Genomic DNA, 24,896 nt, shown 5'->3' with positions numbered 1-24,896 from the left:
TACAAGAGAAGACAGGAAATTTCATCAGGAGCGGGGCATGAAGGGAGTGGGTCTGGGCATCAGCGCGCTGCTGCTGGCGGCGGTACTCCTGGTGGCGCTGTCTCCCGACCGTGAGCGCACGGAGCGGGAGGCGGGGCAGCGGGCGGGAACGGTGGCGGGCGCGGTGGACGCCGCGGCCCTGGCCGAGCGCCAGGGCGGGCTGCTCGACGAGATCGTCTTCCTGCGCGAGACCGACCTCGGCCGGGTCACCGGGCTGATCGAGGCGGGCAGCCACCAGCTCTTCAGCCAGGGCATCTCCAGCCCCACCGTGGTCAATCGCCTGCGCGACTCCATTCACGCCGACATGGACCTGGCCTTCGGCACCTCAAGCGAGCTGACCCTCAATCCGACGGGGCCGATCCTGGCCGATGGCAGCCTCAACCCCTTCGCCCTGCCCGAGATCCGCGAGGCCCTCAACTGGCTGGTCGACCGCCGCCACGTGGCCGAGGAGCTCTACGGCGGCCTGGCGGTGCCGCGCACCCTGCCGCTCTCCACCGCCTTTCCCGACTACGCCAGGCTGGCCGAAGAGGCCCGCGCCCTGGAGCTGCGCTACGCCCATGACCCGGACCGCGCCCGGGAGGCCATCGAGGCCGGCATGGGCGAGCTCGGCGCCGAGCGCCGGGAGGGGCGCTGGGTCTTCGCGGGGGAGCCGGTGCGACTGCGCCTGCTGATCCGTACCGAGGACGAGCGCCGCCGGGTGGGGGACTACCTGGCCAACCTGCTCCAGGGGCTCGGCTTCGAGGTGGAGCGGCGCTACCGCACCGCCGAGGAGGCCTCCAGGCTCTGGATCGCCACCGACCCCGCCGCCGGCGAGTGGCACCTCTACACCGGGGCCTGGATCTCCATCGTCATCCAGCGCGACCAGGCCGACAACTTCAGCTTCTACTACACGCCCCGCGGCCGCGCCGAGCCGCTGTGGCAGGCCTATCGCCCCGCGCCCGAGTTCGATGCCCTCGCCGACCGGCTCTCCCGGCGGGACTATGCCAGCCGGGAGGAGCGCCAGGGGATGATGGCTCGCGCCCTTGAGCTGGCCCTGGTGGACTCCTCCCGGGTCTGGCTGGTGGACCAGCTCAACGCCTCGGCCCGAGCCGCCAACGTGGAGGTGGCGGCGGACCTGGCCGGCGGCGTCTCCGGCTCGGCGCTCTGGCCCTACACCCTGCGCTATACCGACCGGCTCGGCGGACGCATGGTGGTGGGCCTGCCGGGGCTGCTCGGGGAGCCCTGGAACCCGGTGGCGGGCAGCAATTGGGCCTTCGATCGCATGATCACCCGGGCCACCCAGGACCCCGTGGTGCTGCCCGACCCCTATACCGGGCTCTACCACCCCCAGCGCATCGCCCGCGCCGAGCTGGCGGTAGAAGCGGGCATCCCGGTGGAGCATACCCTCGACTGGCTGACGCTGACCCGGGAGGCGCAGATCGCCGTGCCCGGCGACGCCTGGGTCGACTGGGACGCCCTGCACGGGCGCTTCATCCCCGCCGATGAGGCCCATCCGGAGGGGCTTACCGCCCGCACCCGGGTGCGGGTCCGCTACGACCCCGAGCTCTTCGCCCGGCGCTGGCACGATGGCTCCTGGCTGACCCCCGCGGATTTCGTTCTGCCCTGGATCCTCGACTTCGAGCGGGCAAGCGAGGCAAGCCCGCTCTTCGACCCCGCCCACCTCGCCACCTTCGAGGCCTTCCGGCGCCACTTCCGCGGCTGGCGGATCCTCTCCACCGAGCCCCTGGTCATCGAGGTCTACAGCGACCAGATCTTCCCCGACGCCGAGAGCATCGTCGCTGCCCGGGCGCCGAGCCCGCTGCCCTGGCACGTGCTGATGCTGGGGATCCTCGGCGAGCGCCGCGGCGAGCTGGCCTTCTCCTCCAACAAGGCGGACCGCCAGCGGGTGGACTGGCTGAGCCTGGTGGCCGGGCCCAGCCTGCCGGTGCTCGAGCGGCTGCTGGCCGGGGTGCAGGAACAGCTGCAGGAACAGCTGCCGCTTCCCTATGGCGACGCCCTGGGGGACTGGCTGGCGCCCGGGGAGCCGGAGAGGCGCTTCGCCGCCCTGGACGCCTGGCAGCGCGCCTTCGGCCACTTCTGGGTGGGCAGTGGCCCCTACCGCCTGCACTCGGTGCATCCGGTGGAGGGCAGCGTGGTGCTGCGCCGCTTCGAGGGCTTTCGAGGCCCCGCCGACCGCTGGCTGGGGCTGAGCCGCGCCCCCATCCCCGAGCTGCTGCTCGACGGCCCCCTGGTGGTGGCGGCGGGCCGGGCCCCCGGCGCCAACGGCCTGGCCGTCGGTGGGCGCGAGGGGCGGGAGGGCGCCGAGTTTCGCCTGGCGGTGACCGTGGAGGGGGCGCCCTATCCCGAGGAGGAACTCCGCGAGGTGAGCTACCTGCTCTTCGACGGCGACGGCGCCCTGGCAGGCCGCGGCGAGGCCGAGCCCCTGGGGCAGGGCCAGTGGCGGGTGCGCCTGGATGCCGAGACCCTGGCGGGGCTGGGCAGCGGCGCCAATAGCCTGGAGCTCGCCGTGATCAGCCGCCGGGTGGCGCTGCCGGCCTTCGCCTCCCACGTCTTTGCCACCCTGCCACCCGGCGAGGAGGTGCCCCGATGAAGCCCGCCTCCGCGGGGAGGCCCGTCCGCCCCGACCTGCGACGCTCCCGGCTGCGCGACCTGCGCCATCTGCTGCTCTATGCCGCCGCCCGCCTGCTGGCGCTGCTGGCCACGGTGGTGGTGGGCGTCTACCTGACCATCCTGGTGGCCAACATGGGCGGCCAGGTGGATGAACTGCGCCTGGTGCAGATCCGCAGCGAAGCGGTGGAGGCGGTGCGCGCCGATCCCGCCTTCTTCGACATGCCCGGCGAGGAGCGCAGCGCCCTGGTGGAGCGCCAGGTGGCCCTGGAGGTGGAGCGGCTGCGCCTCGACCAGCCCTTCATCGTGCGCAGCCTCGACTACCTCAGGCGGGCCCTGAGCCTCGACCTGGGCCGCGCCGAGCAGATGCACAGCGACCGCGGCTCCAGGGAGGTGCGCGACATCATCGTCGAGCGCCTGCCGGCGACCCTGCTGCTCTTCGGCAGCGCCAACCTGCTGGTCTTCTTCACTGCGGTGTTTGCCGCCCTGCATCTCTCGCGGCGCTACGGCAGCGCCCTGGATCGCACCGTCATCGCCCTGGCGCCGAGCTCGGCGGCTCCCGGCTGGTTCTACGGCATCTTCCTGATCCTGTTCTTCGCCTTTCTCTTCCCGCTGCTGCCCGCCGGCGGCATGGTCACCGCGCCGCCCCCCGAGAGCCGGCTCGAGTACGCGGCGAGCCTGGCGCGCCACATGCTGCTGCCGGTGGCGGCGATGTTTCTCTCCTCGATCTTCGTCTCCATCTACTCCTGGCGCACCTTCTTTCTGATCCACTCGAGCGAGGACCACGTGGAGATGGCCCGCGCCAAGGGGCTCAGCGCCCGGCGCATCGAGCGGCGCTATATCCTGCGCCCGACCCTGGCGCCCATCATCACCAGCTTTCTGCTGATGCTGATCGGCCTGTGGAGCGGCGCCATCATCCTCGAGCAGGTGTTCAACTGGCCGGGGCTCGGCTCGCTGCTCTTCCAGGCCATCGGCCACCGGGATACCCCGGTGATCATCGGCGGCGTGGTGATCTTCGCCTATCTGCTGGCGGCCACGGTCTTTCTGCTCGACTTCCTCTATGCGCTGCTCGACCCCAGGGTGCGGGTCAGGGGAGGGCGCTCATGATCGCCTGGCGCAGCGGTCGCTGGCGGGAGCTGGCCCGCTACCCCTCGGCCATCGCCGGGGTGGCCATCATCTTGGTGCTGGTCGGAGTGGCCCTGGCGGCCCCCCTGGCGGTGCCCTACGGCGAGGCCCTGGAGCGCTGGCGCGGCGGCGAGCGCTGGCAGTACCACCCGGTCAATGCCGCCCCGGTGTGGGTCGACCGCCTGCGCGGCGGCAGGGCGCCCACCACTCGGGTGATCGCCAGTCGCGACGTCGAGGCGGAGGTGCACCCCTTCCCCGGGGGGCGGCGGCTGACCCTGCCGCTCACCTTCGACTACGCCTTCGACGACTTCCCGAGCGAGCTCAATCTCTTCCTGACCGCCGAGGGGCACGCCCGGCCGCCCTTCGTGCGCCTGCTGTGGCAGACCCCCGACGGCCGCGAGATCCCTCTGGGGGGCCATCGGCTCGGCGAGCGCGAGCGTATCTCCATCTCCCAGGATCGCGCCCTGGCGCAGCGCCTGGGCGGCCTGGCTCCCCATATCGGGCTCTTCGCCGCCGAGAAGGCCGAGGGGGAGGCGGGCGCGCCGTCGCTGCAGACGGGGCGCTACGGCCTGGTGCTGGAGGCGGTGCTCTTCGACGCCGAGGCGCCCCTCGAGGCGGAGCTGGTGGTCTACGGGCGGGTTCACGGCATCGCCGGCACCGACCATCAGCGGCGCGCCCTGAGCCTGGCGCTGCTCTGGGGCACGCCGGTGGCGCTCGCCTTCGGGCTGATCGCCGCGGTGGGCACCACCCTGACCACCCTGGTAATCGCCGCCGTGGGGGTCTGGTACCGGGGCTGGGTGGACGCCGTCATCCAGCGGCTCACCGAGGTCAACATGATCCTGCCGGTGCTGCCGATACTCGTGATGGTGGGCACCCTCTACTCCACGAGCATCTGGCTGATGCTCGGGGTGGTGGTGCTGCTCGGCATCTTCAGCGCCGGCATCAAGACCTACCGCGCCATGCTGCTGCCGATCCGCGAGGCGCCCTATATCGAGGCGGCCCGGGCCTATGGCGCCTCCAACCTGCGCATCGTGATGCGCTACATGCTGCCGCGGATCCTGCCGGTGCTGGTGCCGAGCTTCGTCACCCTGATCCCCACCTTCGTCTTCCTGGAGGCGTCCCTGGCGGTGCTGGGGCTCGGCGACCCGGAGCTGCCCACCTGGGGCAAGGTGCTCAACGACGCTCAGTCCCAGAGCGCGCTCTACAACGGCTACGTCTACTGGGTGGTGTCGCCGGCGCTGCTGCTGATGCTGACCGGCCTGGGCTTCGCCATGCTCGGCTTCGCCCTGGATCGGGTGTTCAATCCGCGACTGAGGAGCCTGTGATGGCGACAACGACGACAGGCGTCGCGGCGGGGGAAGCCCTGCTGCGGGTCGAGGCGCTGGCCCTGCACTACCGAACCCGCCAGGGAGCGGTGCGCGCCGTGGACGGGCTCACCTTCGATGTGAAGCGCGGCGAGGCGCTGGTGGTGCTCGGCGAGTCGGGCTGCGGCAAGAGCTCGCTCGCCCGGGCGCTGATGCGCCTGCACCCTCGCAACCTGGCCCACCACGGCGGCCGCGTGTGGCTGGGGGAGACCCTGATCAGCGAGCTTTCCGACGAGCGCTTTCGCCGCGAGGTGCAGTGGTCGCGGCTGGCGCTGGTGATGCAGGCCTCCATGAACGCCCTCAACCCGGTGGTCAAGGTGGGGGAGCAGGTGGCCGAGCCGCTGCGCGAACTGAAGCGCTGGCCGAGGCGCCGGGCCCTCGAGCGCGCCGCCGAGGTGTTCCAGCGGGTGGGGCTGCCGCTGGACTTCATGGCCCGCTACCCCTTCGAGCTTTCCGGCGGCATGCGCCAGCGGGCGGTGCTGGCCATGGCGCTGGTGGCGGAGCCGGAGCTGGTGATCCTCGACGAGCCCACCTCGGCCCTGGACGTGCTGACCCAGGCGGCGATCATGAATGTCTTGAAGGAGATCAAGCGCGACCAGGGCACCAGCTTTATCCTGATCACTCACGACGTGGCCACCTCCAGCGAGCTGGCCGACCGGGTGGCGCTGATGTACGCCGGCGAGCTGGTGGAGACCTGCAGCGCCGAGCGCTTCTTCACCGCCCCGGCCCATCCCTATTCGCGTATGCTGATGGAAAGCGTGCCCCGGCTCCATGAGCGCCGCCGGCCCCGGGCCATCGCCGGTCAGCCGCCGAGCCTGCTCGACCCGCCCGGCGGCTGCCGCTTCGCCGCGCGCTGCCCGGCGCGCTTCGCCCGCTGCGCCGAGTCGCCGCCGGCCTTCGTGCCGGAGACCGCCGACGGGGCGGGAGCAGGCGTGGAGCCAGGGGGAGAGCCAGGCGTGGGGGGCGAGGTGAGTAGCGAGGTGAGAGAGAGCCGCCACCGGGTGCGCTGCTGGCTCCATGCGACCGGTCGGGAGGAGACGCCATGACCGCCGAAGCCCCTCTGATGGAAGCCCCTCTGGTGGAGGCCCGGGGCCTGCACACCTGGTTCGAGCTGCGCCAGTGGGGCTTTCTGCGGGTGGGAGCGGTGCGCGCCGTGGACGACGTCAGCTTTACCCTGGCCCGGGGCGAGGCGGTGGCCTTCGTGGGCGAGTCGGGCTGCGGCAAGAGCTCCCTGGTGCGCACCCTGCTGGGGCTGCATCGCCCCACGGCGGGGGAAGTGCGCTGCGAGGGGCGCGATCTGGCCTCGCTCGGGGGCGCCGAGCTCAAGGCGTGGCGCGCCCGGGTGGGCTATGTGCAGCAGGACCCCTTCGGGGCGCTGCCGCCCTTCCTGGACGTGCGCCGCATCCTGGCCGAGCCGCTCAAGGTGCATGGCGTGGGCGATCGCGCCGAGCGCGAGCGGCGCATCCGCGCGGCCTTGGAGGAGGTGCGCCTCACCCCGGTGGAGGAGTTTCTGGGCAAGTTTCCGCATATGCTCAGCGGCGGCCAGCAGCAGCGGGTGGTGATCGCCCGGGCGCTGATCCTCGAGCCGGCCCTGGTGATCGCCGATGAGCCGGTGTCGATGCTCGACGCCTCGGTGCGGGTGGAGATCCTGGAGCTCTTGCGGGGCATCCAGCGCCAGCGGGGCCTGACGCTCGCCTTCGTGACCCACGACCTGGCCACGGTGCGCCACTATGCCGAGCGCATCCTGGTGCTCTACGCCGGCAAGGTGGTGGAGAGCGCCCCGGTGGAGGCGCTGCTGGATGCCCCCGAGCACCCCTATACCCGGGCGCTGCTGGGCGTGCTCTCCGACCCCGACGCGGCCAACGCCACCCGCCAGCGGGAGGTTCCCCCCGGCGAGCCGCCGAGCCTGATCACCCCGCCGTCCGGCTGCCGCTTCCATCCGCGCTGTGCCCGGGCCATCGCCGGGCGCTGCGAGGTGGAGGCGCCGCCGGAGATCGCCACCGCCCCGGCGCGCCGGGTGGCGTGCTGGCTCTTCGACGAGCCGGCCCCGCCCGCGCCCTGAGCCGGCCGCGCGTCGCTCGATCGCATGAAACACGCACCGGATAACAGGAGACGCCTGCCATGTCCTTTCACAACGAGGCGCTCGACCCGGCGGCGCTGCCGCGCTGGGAGCGGGTCGCGCTGACGCCGGTCTCCCGGCGCCTGGCCCCCTGCCATGCGCTGTCGGTCATGGGCCGCTGGATCCTGGTGGCCGGGCTGGTATGGCTCTTTCCCGCCCCGGCCGAGGAGCTGGTGCGCTGGCAGCCTGCCGCCGCGGGTGGGGTGCTGCTGCTGGGGCTATTCCTGGCCAGCCTGGGCTGGGTCGAGGCGCGCCGGCGCGGCTATGCCCTGCGCGAGCACGACCTGATCTACCGCCGCGGCCTGCTGGTGCAGCGTAGCCGAGTGCTGCCCGTCGCCCGCCTGCAGCACGTGGAGACCCTCAGCAACCCCCTGGAGCGCGGCTTCGGGCTGGTCCGGCTGGTCTGCTTCACGGCGGGCGGGCGCGGCGCCGACCTGGTGCTGGAAGGGCTTCCCGCCGAGCGCGCCGAGGCGGTCAAGCAGCATCTGCTGGCCAGGGTGAGCGGCACGCCGGCGCCGAGGGAGGACGGCGATGACCCAGCCTGACCCTGACGCCCCGGCGCTTGAGGGCTGGCAGCGCCTCTCGCCCTGGGCCATGGGGCTCCTGCTGATCAGCGGCGGCGCCTCCCTGCTGCGCCAGCATCTGCCGCTGGTAGCCGGTGCCGGCGCGGGCCTGGCCATGGTCGAGCGCATCGGCCTGCGCGAAATGGCCCTGGGGGGCGCGCTGCTGCTGGGCGCGGCGCTGCTGCTCAGCCTGGCCTACTACCGGCGCTTCCGCTTTCGCCTCGACGGCGATCTGCTGATCATCTGCCGGGGACTGCTCGAGCGCCGCGAGTTCAAGGTGGCGGCGGAGCACGTTCAGCAGGTGGAGATCCATCAGCCGTTCTACATGCGCCCCTTCGGCCTGGTGAAGTGGCAGGTGGAGACCCGGGCCGGCGAGGCCTCGCGGATCGCCCTGCCGGGTATTCGGCGCGACGTGGCCGAGGCCCTGGACCGCCGTCTGCGCCCCGCCGGGGGTGTAGCCAAGGCAGCGTCGGAGCCCGACGAGGCCGCCGCGGAGCCGGCCCGGCCGGCTCCGCGCCTGCGCTATCGCATCACCCCCGGCGCCCTGGTGCTGCATGGCCTGGCCAGCCGCTCGGTCTACGTGATCGCCGCCATGCTCTCGCCGCTGGTGCGTCCCCTGGAGCGCTGGCTGCACGAGACGCTGCCGCAGACGACACCGCCGGCCTGGCTGCCGACCTCCGCCCCGGCGGCGGTGGCGCTGGGCATGGCGGCGCTGCTGCTGGGGCTGGCGCTGCTCTCGGTGCTGGCGGCCTGGTGGCGCTTTCACGGCTACCGGCTCCACGACGACGACGGCGAGCGCCAGCGCCAGGTGAGCGGGCTCTTCAACCGTCGGGAGCAGGTGCTGATGCTGTCGCGGCTGCAGGTGGTGGAGTGGGTGCAGACCGGCCTCGGCCGCCTGCTGCGGCGCGGCTATCTGGTCTGTCACCAGTTTGGCGCGGCGGGGGGCGCGGAGGCCGAGGCGCGGCGCTTTGTGGTGCCGGGGCTCGGCCTGGCCGACGGGCGCCGGCTAGCCGGCGTGTTCTGGCCCGGGCTTGCGATGGCCACGCCCCTGGCGCGGGTCGAGCCGCTCTATCGGCGGGTGCTTTTTCTGCGGATGCTGCTGGCGCTCCTGGCCGCCGCGCTGGTCGGCGCCTGGCTGCTGGTTGGCGCCGTGCTGAACGGCGAATCCGCCGGCGACGCCGCATCCGGCGGCCTGGCGCTGCGCTCGCTGGCCCCGGGGGCAGGGCCCGGAGTGCTTTCGGCGGTCTTCCTGGTGGGTCTTGGGGGTCTGACCGCCCTGGCGGCGCTGCTGGCCCAGCTGCGCTGGTGCGCCCTGGGCTGGGCCCGGGAGGGGGAGTACCTGATCGTGCGCCAGGGGCTTCTGGGGCAGCGCACCCGGCTGTTTCCCACGGGCAGCCTGGTGGCGGTAGAGGTGCAGCAGAGCTGGCTGCAGCGCCGCCGCGGCGTGGCGACGCTGCATCTCCATCTGGCCAACGGGCCGGTCACGCTGCCCTATCTGCGCGCCGAGCGGGCCGATGCCCTGGCCAATCGGCTGCTGGCGGGCGTGGAGGCCGAAGGCTCGGCGCCGGCGCCCTCGTTGCGGTGACCCGCGGCGGCGCCGAATCGGTCCCGCGGCAGGCGGGGGGTGTCAAACGGAGAGTGTCACGCGGCCTTGCCGAAGCGCTTGTGCAGCCAGGCGTTGATGGCGTCGGACTCGTAGAGCCACTCGTCGCTGCCGTCCTCGTGGGTGATCTTTAGGCAGGGCACCTTGATGCGCCCGCCGCCCTCGGCCAGGGCCTTGCGGTGCTCGGGGTCGAGCTGGGCGTCGCGCACCTCGATCTTCTTCAGGCCCAGGCGGGCGATCTCCTTGCGCACCTTGACGCAGAAGGGGCAGGTGCGGAACTGGTAGAGGGCGAGATTCTCGCAGGCGCGGTCGACCTCGGCCTGCTCTTCCGGGGTGCGCTCCACGGACTGGGGCGTGGAGAGTTTCTCGGCGATCAGCACGACCGGCGCCAGCACCAGGCGCAGGCCGCGAAAGAAGGTGCGGATGATGATTCGCATCGGTGAAATGGACCTCTTTTGAGTCGGGCTGGGATCAGGAAAAGCGGCGCCCATGATGCCTGGCCGGGCGCGCGCTGGCCATCCCCTGGCCCTCTCTGGTCACTCCGGGGGGAACGCCACCCTTAGCGGATTCTCGCCTGCCGGCCAGGTGCCGGCGCGGCGGGTCTCGCCGTCTTCATCCAGTACCAGGTGGCTGCGCTGGCCGTGGTGGCGCAGTCGGGCGGCCAGCAGGGCGAGGCTTTCGGCATCGTCGCCGCTGAGCAGGCCGATGGGGTGGTCCGGGTGCATCCAGAAGCGCGCGCGACCCGCCGTTTCCAGCGTTTCCTGTTTCAGGGCGTCCCGCGGCGGGGCGCTGAGGCCCTGCGACCGGCGCCATTCGGCAACCTGCTCGGTGGTGCCCACCACCAGCAGCGGTGGGGCGTCATCCAGCCCGGCCTCGGCGGGCCACGTCTCGAGCCGACGGGCCAGGGCGCGCTCGGCCAGGGGTTCCAGCGCCGGTGTCAGGGCGACGAGCCTGGTGTCGGCGTCCAGCAGCAGGCGGCGCAGCAGGCTGGGCAGGGCGCCCGGGTGGCGGGCCAGGTCGGCGTCGGGGTCCACCTCCAGCGCCAGGGGGCGCTCGCCCAGGGGGATTCCGAAGGGCTGGCGCTCGCTCTCCATGTCCTGATTCAGGGTCACCGGCCCCGACGCCGTCTCCACCACCAGCGGCACGGTCAGCGGCCAGGGGGCATTGTCGCCGCGCTGCACCAGCTCGCCGCGCAGCCAGAAGGTGCCGCTTTCGTCCTCGAGGCGCACCCCCTCCAGGGCCAGGTCGGGGCGGCCGGAGCGGTCGCGCCAGGCGCTGAAGAAGGGCGCCAGGTCCTTTTCGGCGGCGGCACTGAAGGCGGCCTCCAGGGCCTGCCAGTCGGCGCGGCGATGCATCCAGGCGTCGGCCAGCTCGCCCAGGGCCGCGTCGAAGGCGTCGTCCCCCAGGCGCTTTCGCAGCATATGGAAGAGCAGGGCGCCGTGCTGGTAGCCGATCAGGCGCCCGGCGGGGTCCGGTCCGCCGCGAAAGTCGCGCAGCCTGCCGGTCTGCCCGGAGGGCAGGGCGGCCAGGTCGCGCAGCCAGCCCCGGCGCAGCTCGGCGTCCTCGCCGGCCGCCTCGGCAACGGCGTGATCCGCCAGGTAGGTGGTCAGCGCCTCGGCCCAGTTGCCGTCGGCGTACTCCACCAGCACGCCGGCGCCCCACCAGGCGTGCATGATCTCGTGGGGTAGTGAGGTCTCGGGAATGAAGGGCAGCGGGATCACTCGCTCGCCGAGCAGGGTGAAGCCGGGAAAGGCCACGCCTACCGGCGCCGGCGAGGCGGCGATGCTGAAGCTCGTGAATGGAAAGTCCCCCAGGCGCTGCTCGAAGGCCTGAAGGTGCGCGGCGGCCCTGTCCAGGTAGGTGGCGCCGAAGGCGGCGTCCAGGGCCTCGGGAAAGAGCACCCGCAGGGTCACGCCGTTGACCTCGCGTTCGCGCCGCTGCCAGGGGCCGGTTGCCACCTCCAGCGCCAGGGTGTGGGGGTGCTGGAAGCGGGCGAGCCGACCCTCGGCCGTGGTGCGCTCCTCCACCAGGGAGCCGCTGGCCACCGCGCGCTGGGTGGAGGGCGTCTCGACCTCGACCACCAGCGGGCCGGCGCGTTCGGCCAGATGGGGATACCAGCCGGCCCGGGTGGGCAGCAGACTGCCCGCCTCCGAGAGCCTGAGGCCCCGTTCGCCGCTGCCTTCGCCGAGGCGGCCCGACCAGCTCAGTGAGATTTGGCCCGGGCAGGGGGCGACCCGCCACAGCCCCTCGCCCTCGTGGGCCACCGCCAGCGGCGCGTCGTCGCAGCGCGCCGTCTCGACCTCAAGGCCGGGCAGCAGCCGGAACTGGCCGCCCCGGGGCAGCGCCTGGACCAGCTCGCCGGCGAGGGTGCGCCCCGCGGGATCCAGGCGCAGGCTCAGGTGTCGCTGGGCAGGTTCCTGGAGAGGCGCGTCGGCGCCTTCCGGGGCGCTGGACGCCGCGGCCGGCCCCGCCCAGGCGGAGGCGGCCAGCAGGGCAGGCGCCAGCCGCGCCATGGCTCGGCCGGTGCTCAGGGGCTTCAGGCGGTACGGCATGGCTCAGGGCGTCCCGTTACGCAGCGGGAAGCGGGCCAGCAGCTCCTCGCGCTCGCCATCCCGGCTGACGGTGAGTGGCAGCACCGTGCCCGGGGTCTGGCGGCGCACCAGGTCGGTGAGCTCGCCGGGGCGGCGCAGGGGGCGGCCGGCGGCCTCGGTGATCAGGTCGTCGCGCCTGAGGCCCAGGGATTCCGCCAGGCTCTCCTCCATGACGCTCATCACCCGCACGCCCCCCTCGGCGGTGCCGATCAGCACGCCGAGGCGCTGGGGCTCGGCGGGCTCGAAAGGCGTCTCGTCGCCCAGGATAAAGAGGGCGTCGGCGATGCCCGCTGGGGGCGTGCAGCTCTCCTCCGCGCTCCAGGGCAGCAGCGTCGCCGTCTGTTCGATGCCCAGATCGGCCAGCTGATGGGGGACGCCGTGGCCGTAGGTCACATGGCCGCGCCCCATCAGGCCCACCACCAGGGGCGTGTCGGCGCTGGCATCGGCCAGCCCCTGGGCCATGGCGCGGTCCCAGACCAGCTGGGCGGCCACGAAGCGCTCGAGCCCCGCCTCGGGGTCCTCGGCGCTGGGGTGGTTGGCATAGACCTCGGCCAGCGCCTCCCGGTACCCCTCGGAGGCGGAGGTGGGCGGGGTGATGGCGTGGCGCTCCTCCGGGGGGATCGCCTCCCACCCCTCTTCCGCGATGCGCTGGCGCAGGGCCGGGGTGACGTTGAGGGCCAGCAGCGGGATGCGCTGCATGCGCGCAAAGTGCAGGATCGGCAGGTAGGCGTCTGGGTCATAGCCCCAGCTGCCCAGCCAGTCGCTCTCGGCCAGGAAGCCGGCCTCGTCGAGCTCGCCGGCCACCCAGGCGTCCAGCACCGGCTGCGCCTCCCGGGGCAGCATCTCCAGGCCGATGGCCATTCGCGGCTCATGGGCGTGCAGGCCGGCCAGGGTGTGCAGCTGCCAGCGGTGGTGGGCCAGGCGCTCATGCTGTTCGCCGAGCAGCACCACGCGGCGCTCGGCCAGATCGGCCAGCAGCGCGGCGGCGTCTGCTGCCTGGCCATGGTGCTGCCACTGGCCGGGGGCAGGGCACTCATCGGCCAGGGCGGCGGCGGGCAGTCCGGTGAGGAGCAGGGCAAGGAGGGGAGCGGCAAGGCATGGGGGAGACGAGCGGAAAGCAAGGCGCGGCATGGGAGCTCCTGGGGGCAGGTCGGCGGGACTCAGGCCGCTACCATAGCGCAGTCGGCGCCCCGGCAGGAAAGGGCCGCGATCAACGCGGATCGCGGCCCGGCGGGCACCACCTCATGTGCCCGGGTCAGTAGTGGCGGCTGAAGCGCCCGTGGGGGCTATCGTGCATCAGGCGGTCGAACTCCCGCCCGCTCATATGGATCAGGGTCTCGTGGTCGCCGGCATCGAAGTAGACGTCGGGCTGGTGGCGGAGCATGTCGTCCACGTAGACCTGCAGGCCCCAGGCCTGGCCGACCGGGGAGGTGGCGCCGGGGTCGCAGTCGCGAAAGTGCTCCTGGATCTGCTGCTCGGAGGCCAGCGCCACCTTCTCGTGGAGCAGCTGGGAGAGCTGCTCGAGATCGGCATCGCAGCTGCTGGGCACCACGGCGAGGCGATAGCCGGAGTCGCTCTGGAGCATCACCGCCTTGGCCATGCGGTCGCCGGAGATATGAGACTTCTCGGCGATACGGCTGGCGGTCGTTTCGCGGGGGTGGGGTAGCTCCTCGAAGTCGATATCGCAGGACCTCAGGTACTCCTGCAGGGTCATCGGGATGGTCATGGCACTCTCTCCTTCGGCCGGTTGGGCCGTGAACTGGCGGTGGTTGCCTCCCTTCAGGTTGAACGTGTTGTCCCTCCCTTGAGGATAGTCCGCTTGCCGCTATGCAGCCGGTTGGCTGGGGCCCTAGACTCAAAAGTATCGGAGCACCGGCATGTATCGAGACGGGGTCGATAAGGCCCTGACGGTGTAGCATGGGCCTGGCCTTCGAGCCGGCTCTGCACGGTCACTACTCAATCCCCCTGCCCACGAGGTTCCCGATGATGTCTCGCCTGCTGATGCCTCTCCTGATCCTTCTGCTGTGGCTCGGCGGCTGCGGTGGCGACCCGGGCCCCCGGGAGGCGCCCCTGGCGGTGCTGGCCACCGACGGTGAGGCCCTCGACGGCAGTCGGGTAATCACCGAAGGGGTGGTGCGCCACTTCGAGGAGCCGCTGCACTACTGGGTCGAGGATGAGGGCCTCAACCGGGTAGAGCTCTTCCCCCATGACAAGGTTGCCTCCCTGCTTGGGGAGCGGGTGCGGGTGGAGGGTGAGTTCGCCTTTTCCCGGGAGGAGGGGCGACGCCTCACCATCGAGAGCATCGAAGTGCTGGACGACTAGCGCCGGGAGACGGCCTTCAGGAGATCGATAGATGCAAGGGAAGGCAATCCGCGACCGGCTCGCCGAACGCGCCCAGCTGCCCCGGGCGGAGGGGCGTATCGAGGCCATTGACCTGGCCCGGGGCGTCGCCATCGCGCTGATGATCCTCAGCCACACGGTCAGCGGGCTCTATGGCATCCGCCAGCTGCCCGACTGGGGCCTGGTGCCGGTGCATCTCGTCACCAAGTTCTCCTCCTCGCTGTTCATCGTGGTGTTCGGCATCGCGCTCGCCGTGGCCTTCCTGCCCCGGGTAGGGGAGGCGGACTGGCCCAGGCGCCGCCTGCGCCTGATGCTGCGCGGCCTGGAGGTGCTCTTCTGGTACAAGTTGCTCACCGTGGTGGAGATGATGGCCATCTTCCCCCGGGAGGACATCCTCGACGCCCTGCTCTATCAGCGCTTCCCGATCTGGGTCGAGATCCTCGGCTTCTACGCCATCGCCCTGCTCTGGCTGCCCTGGGTGCTGCCGCTCTGGTGCCGGCTGCCGCTCTGGTCGCGGCTGCTGCTGCCGGTGGCCATCGCCCTGGCCGCCGGCTGGCTGGAGCGCCACGCCACCTTCTGGGGCATCGAGCCGCTCAAGGCGCTGCTGGTGGAGGATGCCGACCACTACACCTGGGGCCAGCTCTCGCGGTTGCCGCTGGTGCTGCTGGGCCTGCTGGTCGGTGAGGCGCTGCTGCGCGGCTACTGGAGCGCCTGGCGCGCCCGGCTGCTGCTCGCCATCGCCGGTGGCGGGGCGCTGATGCTGCTCGCCTTCTTCTCCCTGGCCGTCGCCGCCCCGGAGGCCTCGGTCCACGACGCCCTGATGGCGGTGGCGCGCAATGCGGGCAAGCACCCGCCGGAGCTCGCCTTCATGCTCTTCAGCCTGGGCGGGGCCCTGGTGATCCTGGCGCTCTGCCTGCAGGGCGGCGCGGCGGCGGCGCGCTGGCTGCGCCCGCTCACCCTGATCGGTAGCGACGCCCTCAAGGCCTTCATCTTCCATATCGTGGTGATCTTCGGCGTCTTTCGGTTCCTGCTCGACGCCTGGCGGGTCTACGACTACCCCCAGGTGCTGGGCATCGGGGTGGCCCTGGTGCTGGCCACCGCTGGCTGGATCGCCCTGACCGGCTGGTTCCGGGAGAAGCGGGGATGAGGTGGCTCGCCGCGATTGTGCTCTCGAGCCTGGTCATGGCCGCCCCGGCCCTGGCCGGCGGCGCTTGGGAGTCCGAGCTCGAGGCCCGGCTGGCCGCCCTGGAGGCCGAGGGCGATGACGAGATCGGCCTTTACGTTCAGGAGCTGGGGGCGGGCGGCCTGACGCAGGGGGGACAGCCGTTCGGCTGGCGCGACGATGAAACCTGGTACCTGGCCTCGCTGATCAAGGTGCCGGTGGCCGTGGCGCTGCTGGCGCGCCGGGAGACGGGCGAGCTCTCCCTCGACGAGCCCCTGGTGCTCGAGGAGCGCGACTATGTGGACGGCGCCGGGCCCACCAACTGGGCGGAGCCGGGCACGACCCTGACCCTGGGCGAGCTGCTCGAGCCGATGCTCACCGAGAGCGACAACACCGCCACCGACCTGCTGATCGGCCGGCTGGGGCTTGGCGCCGTGAACGCCCGCGCCCAGGCGCTCTCCGGGGGCGGGCTCGGTCCCATCACCACGCTGCTGGCGGTGCGCCGCGAGGCCTATGGGCAACTGCATCCGGGGGCGCGAGAACTCACCGGGATGGACTTCATCCTGCTGCGCCAGGTCGAGGATGACGAGCAGCGCCTCGATGCCCTGGCCGAGCGACTCGGCGTGACGCCTGCGGCCCTGGCGCTGCCCAGCCTGGATGCCGCCTTCGCGGCCTACTACGCGAGCGGGCTCAACGCCGGGCGCCTGGACGCCTTCGGCGCGCTGCTCGCCGCCATCGGCGAGGGGCGGGCGCTGGGCCCCGCGGCCACCGCCGAGCTGCTGGCCATCATGGCGCGCACCACCAGCGGCGAGGCGCGGCTCAAGGCGGGCCTGGGTCCCGATATCCGCTTCGCCCACAAGACCGGCACTCAGCACCTGCGCAGCTGCGACGCCGGCATCGCCTTTCGCGGGGCGGGGGCCACCGAGCGGCGCTGGGTGGTGGTCGCCTGCACCCGGGGAGAGCGGGATATCGAGCGCTCGGAGGCGACGCTGCGCGAAGTGGGGCGGGCGATTCGTGAGTCGGGGTGGCTGGGGCCCTAATCACCTCTCTCGTCATCGGCCGGGCGCCGGGCCATCACCGTGATCTCCACCCGGGCGCCGCCGAAGAGCCGCGGCGACTGGGTGCAGGTGCGGGCCGGATAGCGTGGCGTCTCGAAAAACTCGGCGTAGACGGCGTCCATGCGGCGGATATCCTCCAGGTTGGTGATATGCACGTCCACCCGCACCACCTGCTCCATGCCGCAGCCGACCGATGCCAGCATGCGACGGATCCGCCGCAGCACCAGATGAGTCTCGCCCTCGATATCTCCCAGCACCGTCTCGCCGCCCTGGATATCCACGGCGGTCAGCCCCGACAGAAACACGTAGCGGTCGTCCAGCACCATATGGCTGCCCGGAAAGAGCGGAACCGGCAGGGTGGGATCGTTGCGAAATTCGGGCATGGAGCCTCCGGCGTCACGGCGGGTGGTGTCGACACTATAGCGCCCGCGCCGGCCGTCATGCGACGGAGCCGTGCCGGGTTGCCTTGACAGCTCGGCTGGCGGGTCTAGATTGTGAGTAGACCGGTCAGTCTAGTGGAGGTGAGATGGCGACAACCCGCGAACGGCTGCTCGAGGCGGGGCTTCGTCTGCTGCTGGAGCACGGCTACAACGACCTGGGGATCCAGGTGCTGCTGAAGGAGACCGGCATTCCCAAGGGCTCCTTCTATCATCACTTTCGCAGCAAAGAGGACTTTGCCATGCAGGTCGTCGATCGCTACATGGAGGAGGTGCACCAGGGCCTGGACCTTTCCCTGGGCGACACCCGGCTCGCCCCGCTTGCGCGAGCCCGGCGCTTCTTCGAGCTGTCGCGGGACAAGTACCGTCGGGATGGCTATATGGGCTGCATGCTGGGCGGCCTGGGACAGGAGCTCTCCGGCGTGAATGCCACCTTTGCGGCCAGGATCGAAGCCTGTTTCGGCGAGATCAGCGGCCGTATCGCCAGCTGTCTGGAGGAGGCGCGCCAGCAGGGTGAACTCCCCCAGGATGCCGACCCGCGAGAACTGGCCAATCTGCTGCTCAACTGCTGGGAAGGCGCTGCCCTGCGCAGCCGCCTGCTGCGAGATCCGGCCCCCCTCGATCGGATGCTGGATTTCACCTTCTCGGCGGCGACCCGGGCGTCATGACGAAGCGCCAGGAGGTTGCCAGGGACCCGGCCGCACCAGGCGGCCTGTGGAGCGCGACTGCCCCGGCGTGGCCGGTGCCGTGACCGCTCACGACATCTCACCACCCGGGGAAATCCAACCCTGACGCTGGTGGAGGTGCGCCATGAACATCACCACGACAAATACCGCAGCAACAGACACCGCAACGGCCGATGCGAGCTACCGTCTGGAAGGCACCATGCTGGAGCTCTGCTCCTGCGCGGTGTCCTGCCCCTGCTTCATCGGCGAGGACCCGGATCGGGGCGAATGCTTCGGCGTGATTACCTTTCATCTGGAGAAGGGCGAGGCCCGTGGGGTCGACGTCTCGGGGCTGAACCTGATCAATGTGGCCCATATCCCGGGTAATGCCCTGGCCGGCGGCTGGCGCTCGGTGCTGCTGGTCGACAGCCGCGCCGACGATGCACAGGCCGAGGCCCTGCTGGACGCCTTCGGCGGCAAGCTGGGCGGGCCGCTGGCCGACCTGGCGAGCCTGGTCGGGGAGGTGGTCGCCGTCGAGCGGGTGCCGATTACCCATGAGGCCTCTGAGGCCAGCGGGCGCCTGGAGGCCGAGGGGATGGTGGAGGCGGAGTTCGCGCCCATCCAGTCCTCGCCGGATGGCAGCACCGCGACGCTTTACGGCAGCGCCTTCACCACGGTGAAGGGGGCGCCGGCCTATCTCGGCAAGTCGGTACGCTACCGGGTGACCCTGCCCCAGCACGGCATGGCGTGGTCCTTCGACGGCCACAACGCCATCCAGACCCCCTGGATGATGGAGCATCGGCCATGAGTGCCGTTACCCAAGCGCGCCCTGCCTGGGCGGGCGCGCCACTGCTGATGGGGGCCATTCTGCTGGCCTGGCTGCTGGCCATCACCGCCGAAGTGACCGGCGAGGTGCAGTGGGTGCACCATCACCGGCTGGTGGTCGACGGACTGGCCCTCTGGGCCAGCCTGGCGCTCTTCCTGGTGGCCTGGCAGGTGCATATTGCGGCGATGATGCTGCCCACGACCCTGCCCATGGTCGGGCTCTATCGCCAGGTGGCGGCGGGGCAGCCTCACCCCCGCCTGGCGCGGGTCAGCTTCCTCTCCGGCTACCTGGTGGTCTGGACCGCCTTCGGCGTGGCGGCGCTGGTCGGCATGGCCCTGCTGGAGGGGCTCGGTGCCCGCTGGCACTGGCTGCACCAGCGGCCCGAATGGTTGGCCGGTGGCGTGCTGGTGCTCGCTGGGGCCTTCCAGTTCTCCGCCCTCAAGGAGGCCTGCCTGGACAAGTGCCGAGCCCCTCGCGCCTTCCTGCTCAACCACTACCGGCGCGGCGTGGCCGGCGGCTTCGCCCTGGGGCTGCGCCACGGGGCCTTCTGTCTCGGCTGCTGCTGGGCGCTGATGCTGGTGATGTTCGTGGTCGGGATCGCCAACCTGACCTGGATGGCACCGCTCGCCGCCCTGATGCTCTACGAGAAGGTGGGGCGCCACGGGGCGCGCCTGGCGCGCCCCGTCGGAGGCCTGCTGATCCTGCTCGGGCTGCTGATGATGGTGGATCCGGCCTGGCTGCCGGGCCTCGTGCCTGATCATGGGGGGCACGGCAGCCCTCTCCATGGCGCCCACTGATCCATGGCGCCCATTGCGGCGCTTCTCGACTCGACGACAGGCGAGGCGGGGCCCGGCATGGGCGTCGCCTCGCCCCCTGCTGGTCAACGGCCAGGGTGATGCGGCTTGCCGTCTATGCTGAAGGGATGTCCAGGCAGCGGTGATTCCCCATGAGCATGGAGCAGCAGATCGAGCGGCTCTACCGGCAGCACTCTGCCAGGGTGCTGGCTACCCTGATCCGGCTGACCGGTGATTTCGACCTCGCCGAGGAGGCGATGCAGGAGGCCTTCGCCAGTGCGGTGCAGCAGTGGCCGGGGGAGGGCGTGCCCGAGCATCCCGTCGCCTGGCTGATTCGCGTCGGCCAGCGCCGCGGCGTCGACCAGATCCGGCGGCGCCAGGTGATTCGCCGCCATGCCCGGGAGCAGCCCCCTCTGGAGGAGGAGCCCCCGCGGGCCGGGCTCGATGCCGTGACGATCCAGGACGACATGCTGCGCCTGCTCTTCACCTGCTGCCACCCGGCGCTGGCCATGGCGGACCGGGTGGCGCTCACCCTGCGCGAGATGTGCGGCCTGACCACCGAGCAGGTGGCCGCGGCCCTGCTGGCCAGGCCCGCTACCCTGGCCCAGCGCATCGTGCGAGCCAAGCGGCGCCTGCGCGAGCTGGGCCTGCCCTACGAGGTGCCTGAGGCCGCGGCCCTGCCGGAGCGCCTGACCGGCGTGCTGCGGGTGCTCTACCTGGTGTTCAACGAGGGCTATTCGCGCAGCGACGGCGAGGCGCTGCTCGACGTCAGCCTGGCCGAGGAGGCGATACGCACCGCCCGCGCTCTGGTCGAACTGCTGCCTCGGGGCGAGGCCTTCGGCCTGCTGGCGCTGATGCTGCTGCATGATGCCCGCCGCGCCGCCCGCCAGGGCGCCGACGGCGAGCTGATCCCCCTGGAGGAGCAGGATCGAGGGCGCTGGGACCGGGAGCGCATCGAGGAGGGCCGGGCCTGGCTGGCCCGGGCGCTGGAACTCACTCCCACCGGCCCCTACACCCTGCAGGCCTCCATCGCTGCGGTGCACGCCGAGGCGCCCCGGGCCGAGGCCACCGACTGGGGGCGCATCGTGCGGCTCTATGCGGCGCTCCAGCGCCGCCAGCCCTCGCCGGTGGTGGCCCTCAACCAGGCCGTGGCGGTGGCCATGCGCGATACCCCGGAGGCGGGCCTGCACCAGCTGGCGACGCTGGGGGATGAGGCTGCCCTGGCCGACTATCACCTCTTCCATGCCGCCCGGGCCGACCTGCTGCGCCGCGCCGGCCGGTCCGACGAGGCGCGCCTCGCCTATCGGCAGGCTCTCGCGCTGTGCGGCCAGGGAGCCGAGCGGCGCTACCTCGAACGCCGGCTGGCCGAGCTCGAGCGCTGAGTCGGCCACGGAGCACAAAAAAGCCTCGTGGCTGTCGATCTGCGTCGAGCCGGCGCGACTCCAGGGGGTAAGCCACAACGGAGGAAGATGGAATGCGTTATATGATGATGCGCAAGGCCGATACCCGGACGGAGTCGGATCCTCAGCCGGACGTGGAGGTGCTCGCCGCCATGGCCGATTACAACCAGCGGATGCTCAGGGCCGGGGTGATGGTCTCCGGGGATGGCCTGAGGCCGAGTCGCGAGGGCTGCCGTCTGGTCTTTCGCGACGGCGAGCCCAGGGTGGTCGCCGGCCCCTTCGCGCCCAGCGAGGAGCTGCTGGCCGGCTACAGCGTGCTCGAGGTCGACTCCCTGGAGGAGGCGATCCGCTGGGCCAGTCAGTGGCCCCCCGAGGACAGCAACGGCAACGTCACCCTGGAGCTGCGCCGCTACTACACCCTCGAGGACTTCGCGCCGAGCGCCGGCCTCGAGCAGCATCGCGTCCAGGCGCGGCTGCCCGACGAGCTCAACCTGCACCTGACCTTCCCCGGCACCTGCCGGGAGGCGATGACCTACTACGCCGAGGTCACCGGCGGCCATCTGGAGGCGCTGATTCCCTACGGCGAGACCCCGACCGCCGCTGAGGTCCCGGCGGACTGGCACGATCGCATCATCCACGCCTCGCTCAACCTGCGCGGTCGTCGGCTGATGGGGGCGGACATGCCGGGGGAGTGCTACCAGGTTCCCCAGGGCGTCCGGGTGCACCTGGAGTATGACGACGAGGCCCAGGCCGACGAGGTGTTCCGGCGGCTCGCCGAGGACGGGGAAGTCACCATGCCCTTCGCCGAGACCTTCTGGGCGCGGCGCTTCGGCATGCTCACCGACCGCTTCGGGGTGCCCTGGATGATCGCCTGCCAGACCGGCCGCTGCCTGGATCAGGAAACGGGAGGTGCGTCATGAAGTATGCCGCCCTGGTCTACTACCAGGAGAGCCTGATCGCCGCCATGACCGACCAGGAGTGGCACGATCTCAATCAGGAGTGCGTGGCCGGGGTGGAGCGGCTGACCGAGCAGGGCCACTTCCTCGGCGGCCAGGCCCTGCAGCCGGTGGAGAGCGCGGTCAGCGTGAGGCTGCGCGACGGCGAGCCGCTGGTCTCCGATGGCCCCTTCGCCGAGACCAAGGAGCAGCTGGCGGGCTTCTATCTGCTCGAGGCCCGCGACCTCAACGAGGCGCTGCGCCTCGCCGGGCGCATTCCGCCGGCGCGCTTCGGCACCGTCGAGGTGCGGCCGATCCGCGAGCTGCCGCCCCGTGACCCGGCACCCGAGACCGCCCCGTCGCGTCCCCCGACCGGAGGAGAGATCCCATGAACGATAACCCCACCCCATGCCCTTCGATGGCAAGCGGCTGATTTACGGCGGCTTCGAGGTGGTGGTGGACGAGTAGGGAGCGGCGCTGCCCCCTGCCATGGGCCGATTGGCCGGGGGCGGCTGGCATGGTATTGCTGGGGATGCCCTCATCACCACAAGGACCCCCGTGATGCCCCAGCTTGATGACCTCCCGCCGGCCAACCCGGCCCCGGGCCGCCCATGACCGCGATACGTCCCGCCGCGACCCTGGCCCTGGTGCGCGACAGCGACCGGGGGCTTGAGGTGCTGCTGCTGCAACGCACCTGGCAGGCCGCCTTCCTGCCCGGCTACTTCGTCTTTCCCGGCGGCGCCGTGGACCCCTGTGACCCGGATGTGCGGGCCTGCGCCTCTGGCCGCAATGATGCCGCCGTCAGCCAGATCCTGAGCCTCGATGAGGGCGGGGCCGACTACATGATCGCTGCCCTGCGCGAGTGCCTGGAGGAGGCGGGCCTGCTGCTGGCTCTGGACGGGCAGGGGCAGCCGGTGCCGGGGGATCATCCGATCCTGACCGAGGGGCGCGAGGCGCTGCGGCGCGAGGAGGTCGGCTTCCGCGAGCTGTGCGAGGGCCACGGCCTCGCGCTGCCGCTGGACCGGCTGGCCTACGTGGGCCACTGGGTGACGCCTCCGGGGGCGCCGCGGCGCTTCGATACGCGTTTCTTCGTGGCCCTGGCGCCACCGGGGCAGCAAGCGAGCCATGACGGCAGCGAGACCGTCGACCACGCCTGGATGATGCCCGCCGAGGCGCTGGCGGCGCACCGCCATGGCCGGCTGGCGCTGAGCTATCCCACCCTGCGCACCCTGCGCCTGATCGGCGAGTTTCGCGATGCCGAGGCGCTGCTGCGCCACGCCCACGCCAACCCGCCCACGCTGCGGCCCGGCGGGCCCTGGCCGGCGCGCCGCGACGGCCGGGGCTGCCAGGTAGAACCGGATGCCCCGGCCTACGCGGAGGTGCGCCGCCTGGACCCGCACCGCCACGGCACGGCCCTCGCCGAGATCGTGCCGGGCCGGGCGGTGGCCCTGGCCCTGGCCCCCGGGGTGACCCGAGTGACCGCGCCCAACCCGGGGGTGATGACTGGCCCCGGCACCAACAGCTACCTGCTGGGCGATGGCCGGGATCATGTGGTGATCGACCCCGGCCCGGCAGATCCCGAGCACCTGGAGCGGCTGCTGGCGCTGGCGGGCGGGCGAATCTCCCGGGTGCTGGTGACCCACACCCATATCGACCACTCGCCGGGGGCCGCCTGGCTCAAGGCGCGAACCGGCGCCCGGCTGGTGGGCCTGCCGCCGCCGCCCGGCGCCAGCCAGGACGCCACCTTCGCGCCGGACCACCGGCCGGGCCATGGCGAGCGAATCGATACGCCGGCGGGGCCCCTCAAGGTGCTGCACACCCCGGGGCACGCCTCCAACCACCTCTGCTTCCTGCTCGAATCCCAGCGGCTGCTGTTTGCCGGCGATCAGGTGATGCAGGGCTCCACGGTGGTGATCAACCCGCCGGATGGTGACATGGCGGCCTATATCGCGGCCCTGCACGCCCTGGGGCAGGAGGCCTTCGACACCATCGCCCCCGGCCACGGCTTCCTCATCGGCGAGGCCCATTCGGCCCTGGACTTCCTGATCACCCACCGCCTGGCCCGGGAGCACAAGGTGGCCCGGGCCCTGGCGTGCTTTGGTCCGGCGAGCCTCGAGGCGCTGACCCGCCACGCCTATGACGACGTGCCCGAGGCGCGGCTCGGGGTGGCGGCGCGCTCGGCGCTGGCCCACCTGCTCAAGCTGGAGGGGGAGGGGCGCGCCGAGCAGCGCGACGGCGAGTGGATCTCTCGGGAGGGGTGAACCGTGCCTAGGCCCAGCGCTCGTCGGCGGTAAAGGCCACGGTAAACCAGCGCCGCTCCGGCGGGATGGAGAGCCCGGCGCTGATCTGCTCGCGGATCTCGTCCATCACCGCCACCCCCTGGCCGGCGCCGAACTCGGGCGCGGTGACGATATGGATCTCGATGAAGTGGCCGCGACCGGCCTTGGCCACGTGGCTGTGGTAGTTGAGCAGCCCCTCCCGGGCCATCACCGGCACCATGGCGGCGTGCACCTCGCGGTCGACCGCGCTCGGGGCGATCAGAAAGATCTCGCGCACCGCCCGGCGCACGATGCCCAGCGGCACCGGCATGAAGCAGGCGGTGAGCACCATCAGCAGCGCGGAGTCGACGTAGCGGGTCAGGTGGGCCCAGGCGGTGTCCTGCAGCAGCAGGGCGATGGCAAAGGCCACCAGCAGGGCGGTGGTGATCAGCGCGGCCATCAGCCAGCCCTGGATGTCGATGCGCACGAACTCGGAGTCGGCGTGGCGGTTCAAGCGCTTCTGGTAGATCACCATGCTGAAGCAGGCGATGGCCACCACCACCGCATAGGCGATGGCGAAGTCGAGCTCGCGGCCGCCCTCCATCAGCCCCTGAACGGCGTTAAGGAAGGCGTAGAAGCAGAGCAGCATCAGAATGGCGCCGTTGAGCGCTGCCACCAGCGGCTCCAGGTGCCAGTAGCCGTGCTGGAAGCGCTGGCTGGCCTCGCGGATGGCGAGCCGCGCCACCACCAGGGAGAGGGCCGACATGGCCGCGTCGATGGTGGAGAAGACGCCGTCGAAGAGGATCGACTGGGACCCGGCCAGCAGGCCGAAGGTGACCCCCAGGCTCGAGACGACGAGGGTGACGATGATGGAGACCTTGAGGGCGCGCTGTTCGAGGGTGGCTTGCATGTTGGCTCTGTGACGATCCGAGAGGGAAAACCTTCCATTCTAGCCGAGCGCAAAACGCCGAGCGAGGGCCGTTCCGGCTTGCGTTTATTGGTGGCTTCCC

General features: G+C 71.7%; 23 protein-coding genes. 17 read left to right on the top strand and 6 right to left on the bottom strand.

The genetic code is table 11. The features are described 5' to 3' along the window. Nucleotides 1–37: 37 nt before the first annotated feature. The 7 genes from NHL60_RS11490 to NHL60_RS11460 are packed head-to-tail and all read left to right on the top strand — an operon-like array spanning nucleotide 38 to nucleotide 9,402. Nucleotides 38–2,629: an ABC transporter substrate-binding protein gene (locus NHL60_RS11490; protein ID WP_253443386.1), complete on the top strand. Its 2,592-nt coding sequence runs from the start codon at nucleotides 38–40 to the stop codon at nucleotides 2,627–2,629. Next, nucleotides 2,626–3,753 carry an ABC transporter permease gene (locus NHL60_RS11485; protein ID WP_253443384.1) on the top strand — a complete coding sequence of 376 codons (1,128 nt, stop codon included), beginning with the start codon at nucleotides 2,626–2,628 and terminating at the stop codon, nucleotides 3,751–3,753. The genes NHL60_RS11490 and NHL60_RS11485 overlap by 4 nt, the downstream gene beginning before the upstream one ends. After that, nucleotides 3,750–5,096 (top strand): ABC transporter permease, encoded by a 1,347-nt coding sequence (locus tag NHL60_RS11480; RefSeq protein ID WP_253443382.1) that lies wholly within the window; start codon nucleotides 3,750–3,752, stop codon nucleotides 5,094–5,096. The genes NHL60_RS11485 and NHL60_RS11480 overlap by 4 nt, the downstream gene beginning before the upstream one ends. Further along, the gene (locus NHL60_RS11475) at nucleotides 5,096–6,181 is read left to right on the top strand and encodes an ABC transporter ATP-binding protein (RefSeq protein WP_253443380.1); all 1,086 of its coding nucleotides are present in this window, start codon (nucleotides 5,096–5,098) and stop codon (nucleotides 6,179–6,181) included. Before NHL60_RS11480 ends, NHL60_RS11475 begins: the two co-directional genes overlap by 1 nt. Beyond that, nucleotides 6,178–7,197 (top strand): ABC transporter ATP-binding protein, encoded by a 1,020-nt coding sequence (locus tag NHL60_RS11470; RefSeq protein ID WP_253443370.1) that lies wholly within the window; start codon nucleotides 6,178–6,180, stop codon nucleotides 7,195–7,197. The genes NHL60_RS11475 and NHL60_RS11470 overlap by 4 nt, the downstream gene beginning before the upstream one ends. Nucleotides 7,198–7,256: 59 nt before the next feature. Beyond that, nucleotides 7,257–7,799: a PH domain-containing protein gene (locus tag NHL60_RS11465; RefSeq protein ID WP_253443368.1), complete on the top strand. Its 543-nt coding sequence runs from the start codon at nucleotides 7,257–7,259 to the stop codon at nucleotides 7,797–7,799. Then, complete coding sequence (locus NHL60_RS11460; RefSeq protein WP_253443366.1) at nucleotides 7,786–9,402, top strand: PH domain-containing protein; 1,617 nt, start codon at nucleotides 7,786–7,788, stop codon at nucleotides 9,400–9,402. Before NHL60_RS11465 ends, NHL60_RS11460 begins: the two co-directional genes overlap by 14 nt. Before the next feature lie 56 nt (nucleotides 9,403–9,458). Here the strand turns inward: NHL60_RS11460 and NHL60_RS11455 are convergent, their stop codons facing one another. From NHL60_RS11455 to NHL60_RS11440, 4 genes are all read right to left on the bottom strand, one after another. Then, nucleotides 9,459–9,857, bottom strand: coding sequence for a glutaredoxin (locus NHL60_RS11455; RefSeq protein ID WP_253443364.1), 399 nt, complete (start codon nucleotides 9,855–9,857; stop codon nucleotides 9,459–9,461). Between the two features lie 99 nt (nucleotides 9,858–9,956). Then, complete coding sequence (locus NHL60_RS11450) at nucleotides 9,957–11,972, bottom strand: M1 family metallopeptidase (protein ID WP_253443362.1); 2,016 nt, start codon at nucleotides 11,970–11,972, stop codon at nucleotides 9,957–9,959. A gap of 3 nt (nucleotides 11,973–11,975) precedes the next feature. Beyond that, entirely contained in the window at nucleotides 11,976–13,142 is a 1,167-nt protein-coding gene (locus NHL60_RS11445; RefSeq protein WP_253443360.1) for a ChaN family lipoprotein, read from the bottom strand. 124 nt (nucleotides 13,143–13,266) lie between these two features. Next, complete coding sequence (locus NHL60_RS11440; protein ID WP_253443358.1) at nucleotides 13,267–13,737, bottom strand: aminoacyl-tRNA deacylase; 471 nt, start codon at nucleotides 13,735–13,737, stop codon at nucleotides 13,267–13,269. A gap of 257 nt (nucleotides 13,738–13,994) precedes the next feature. Between NHL60_RS11440 and NHL60_RS11435 the strand changes: the two genes are divergently transcribed. Genes NHL60_RS11435 through NHL60_RS11425 form a run of 3 tightly spaced genes read left to right on the top strand, consistent with a single transcriptional unit; the run spans nucleotide 13,995 to nucleotide 16,553 of the window. Next, the gene (locus NHL60_RS11435; protein ID WP_253443355.1) at nucleotides 13,995–14,333 is read left to right on the top strand and encodes a hypothetical protein; all 339 of its coding nucleotides are present in this window, start codon (nucleotides 13,995–13,997) and stop codon (nucleotides 14,331–14,333) included. A gap of 31 nt (nucleotides 14,334–14,364) precedes the next feature. Beyond that, nucleotides 14,365–15,498 carry an OpgC domain-containing protein gene (gene opgC / locus NHL60_RS11430; RefSeq protein ID WP_253443353.1) on the top strand — a complete coding sequence of 378 codons (1,134 nt, stop codon included), beginning with the start codon at nucleotides 14,365–14,367 and terminating at the stop codon, nucleotides 15,496–15,498. Beyond that, a complete protein-coding gene (locus NHL60_RS11425) occupies nucleotides 15,495–16,553 on the top strand; it encodes a serine hydrolase (RefSeq protein WP_253443351.1) in 1,059 nt (352 codons plus the stop codon). The genes opgC and NHL60_RS11425 overlap by 4 nt, the downstream gene beginning before the upstream one ends. Here the strand turns inward: NHL60_RS11425 and NHL60_RS11420 are convergent. Next, nucleotides 16,550–16,954 carry a RidA family protein gene (locus tag NHL60_RS11420; RefSeq protein WP_253443349.1) on the bottom strand — a complete coding sequence of 135 codons (405 nt, stop codon included), beginning with the start codon at nucleotides 16,952–16,954 and terminating at the stop codon, nucleotides 16,550–16,552. The genes NHL60_RS11425 and NHL60_RS11420 overlap by 4 nt on opposite strands. A 143-nt stretch (nucleotides 16,955–17,097) precedes the next feature. On the opposite strand from NHL60_RS11420, the gene NHL60_RS11415 reads away from it, so the two are divergent. The 7 genes from NHL60_RS11415 (at nucleotide 17,098) to NHL60_RS11385 (ending at nucleotide 23,889) form a co-directional block, all read left to right on the top strand. After that, on the top strand, nucleotides 17,098–17,676 hold the full coding sequence (locus tag NHL60_RS11415; protein ID WP_253443347.1) for a TetR/AcrR family transcriptional regulator: 579 nt from the start codon (nucleotides 17,098–17,100) through the stop codon (nucleotides 17,674–17,676). A 142-nt stretch (nucleotides 17,677–17,818) separates the two neighbouring features. Continuing rightward, a complete protein-coding gene (locus NHL60_RS11410) occupies nucleotides 17,819–18,481 on the top strand; it encodes a DUF1326 domain-containing protein (RefSeq protein WP_253443345.1) in 663 nt (220 codons plus the stop codon). Beyond that, nucleotides 18,478–19,296 carry a DUF2182 domain-containing protein gene (locus NHL60_RS11405; RefSeq protein ID WP_253443343.1) on the top strand — a complete coding sequence of 273 codons (819 nt, stop codon included), beginning with the start codon at nucleotides 18,478–18,480 and terminating at the stop codon, nucleotides 19,294–19,296. The genes NHL60_RS11410 and NHL60_RS11405 overlap by 4 nt, the downstream gene beginning before the upstream one ends. A gap of 149 nt (nucleotides 19,297–19,445) precedes the next feature. After that, nucleotides 19,446–20,675 (top strand): RNA polymerase sigma factor, encoded by a 1,230-nt coding sequence (locus NHL60_RS11400; RefSeq protein WP_367399328.1) that lies wholly within the window; start codon nucleotides 19,446–19,448, stop codon nucleotides 20,673–20,675. A gap of 92 nt (nucleotides 20,676–20,767) precedes the next feature. Then, on the top strand, nucleotides 20,768–21,613 hold the full coding sequence (locus NHL60_RS11395) for a YciI family protein (RefSeq protein WP_253443341.1): 846 nt from the start codon (nucleotides 20,768–20,770) through the stop codon (nucleotides 21,611–21,613). Beyond that, nucleotides 21,610–22,020, top strand: coding sequence for a YciI family protein (locus tag NHL60_RS11390; RefSeq protein ID WP_253443339.1), 411 nt, complete (start codon nucleotides 21,610–21,612; stop codon nucleotides 22,018–22,020). Before NHL60_RS11395 ends, NHL60_RS11390 begins: the two co-directional genes overlap by 4 nt. A gap of 219 nt (nucleotides 22,021–22,239) precedes the next feature. Further along, nucleotides 22,240–23,889, top strand: a complete 1,650-nt coding sequence (locus tag NHL60_RS11385; protein ID WP_253443337.1) for an MBL fold metallo-hydrolase — start codon at nucleotides 22,240–22,242, stop codon at nucleotides 23,887–23,889. A gap of 7 nt (nucleotides 23,890–23,896) precedes the next feature. Here NHL60_RS11385 and NHL60_RS11380 read toward each other — a convergent pair whose 3' ends face one another. Beyond that, entirely contained in the window at nucleotides 23,897–24,796 is a 900-nt protein-coding gene (locus tag NHL60_RS11380) for a cation diffusion facilitator family transporter (protein ID WP_253443335.1), read from the bottom strand. Nucleotides 24,797–24,896 lie beyond the last annotated feature (100 nt).

This window comes from Halomonas sp. Y3 (assembly GCF_024137965.1).
GTDB lineage: Bacteria > Pseudomonadota > Gammaproteobacteria > Pseudomonadales > Halomonadaceae > Halomonas > Halomonas mongoliensis.
This window is presented reverse-complemented; position numbering and strand designations above follow the sequence as displayed.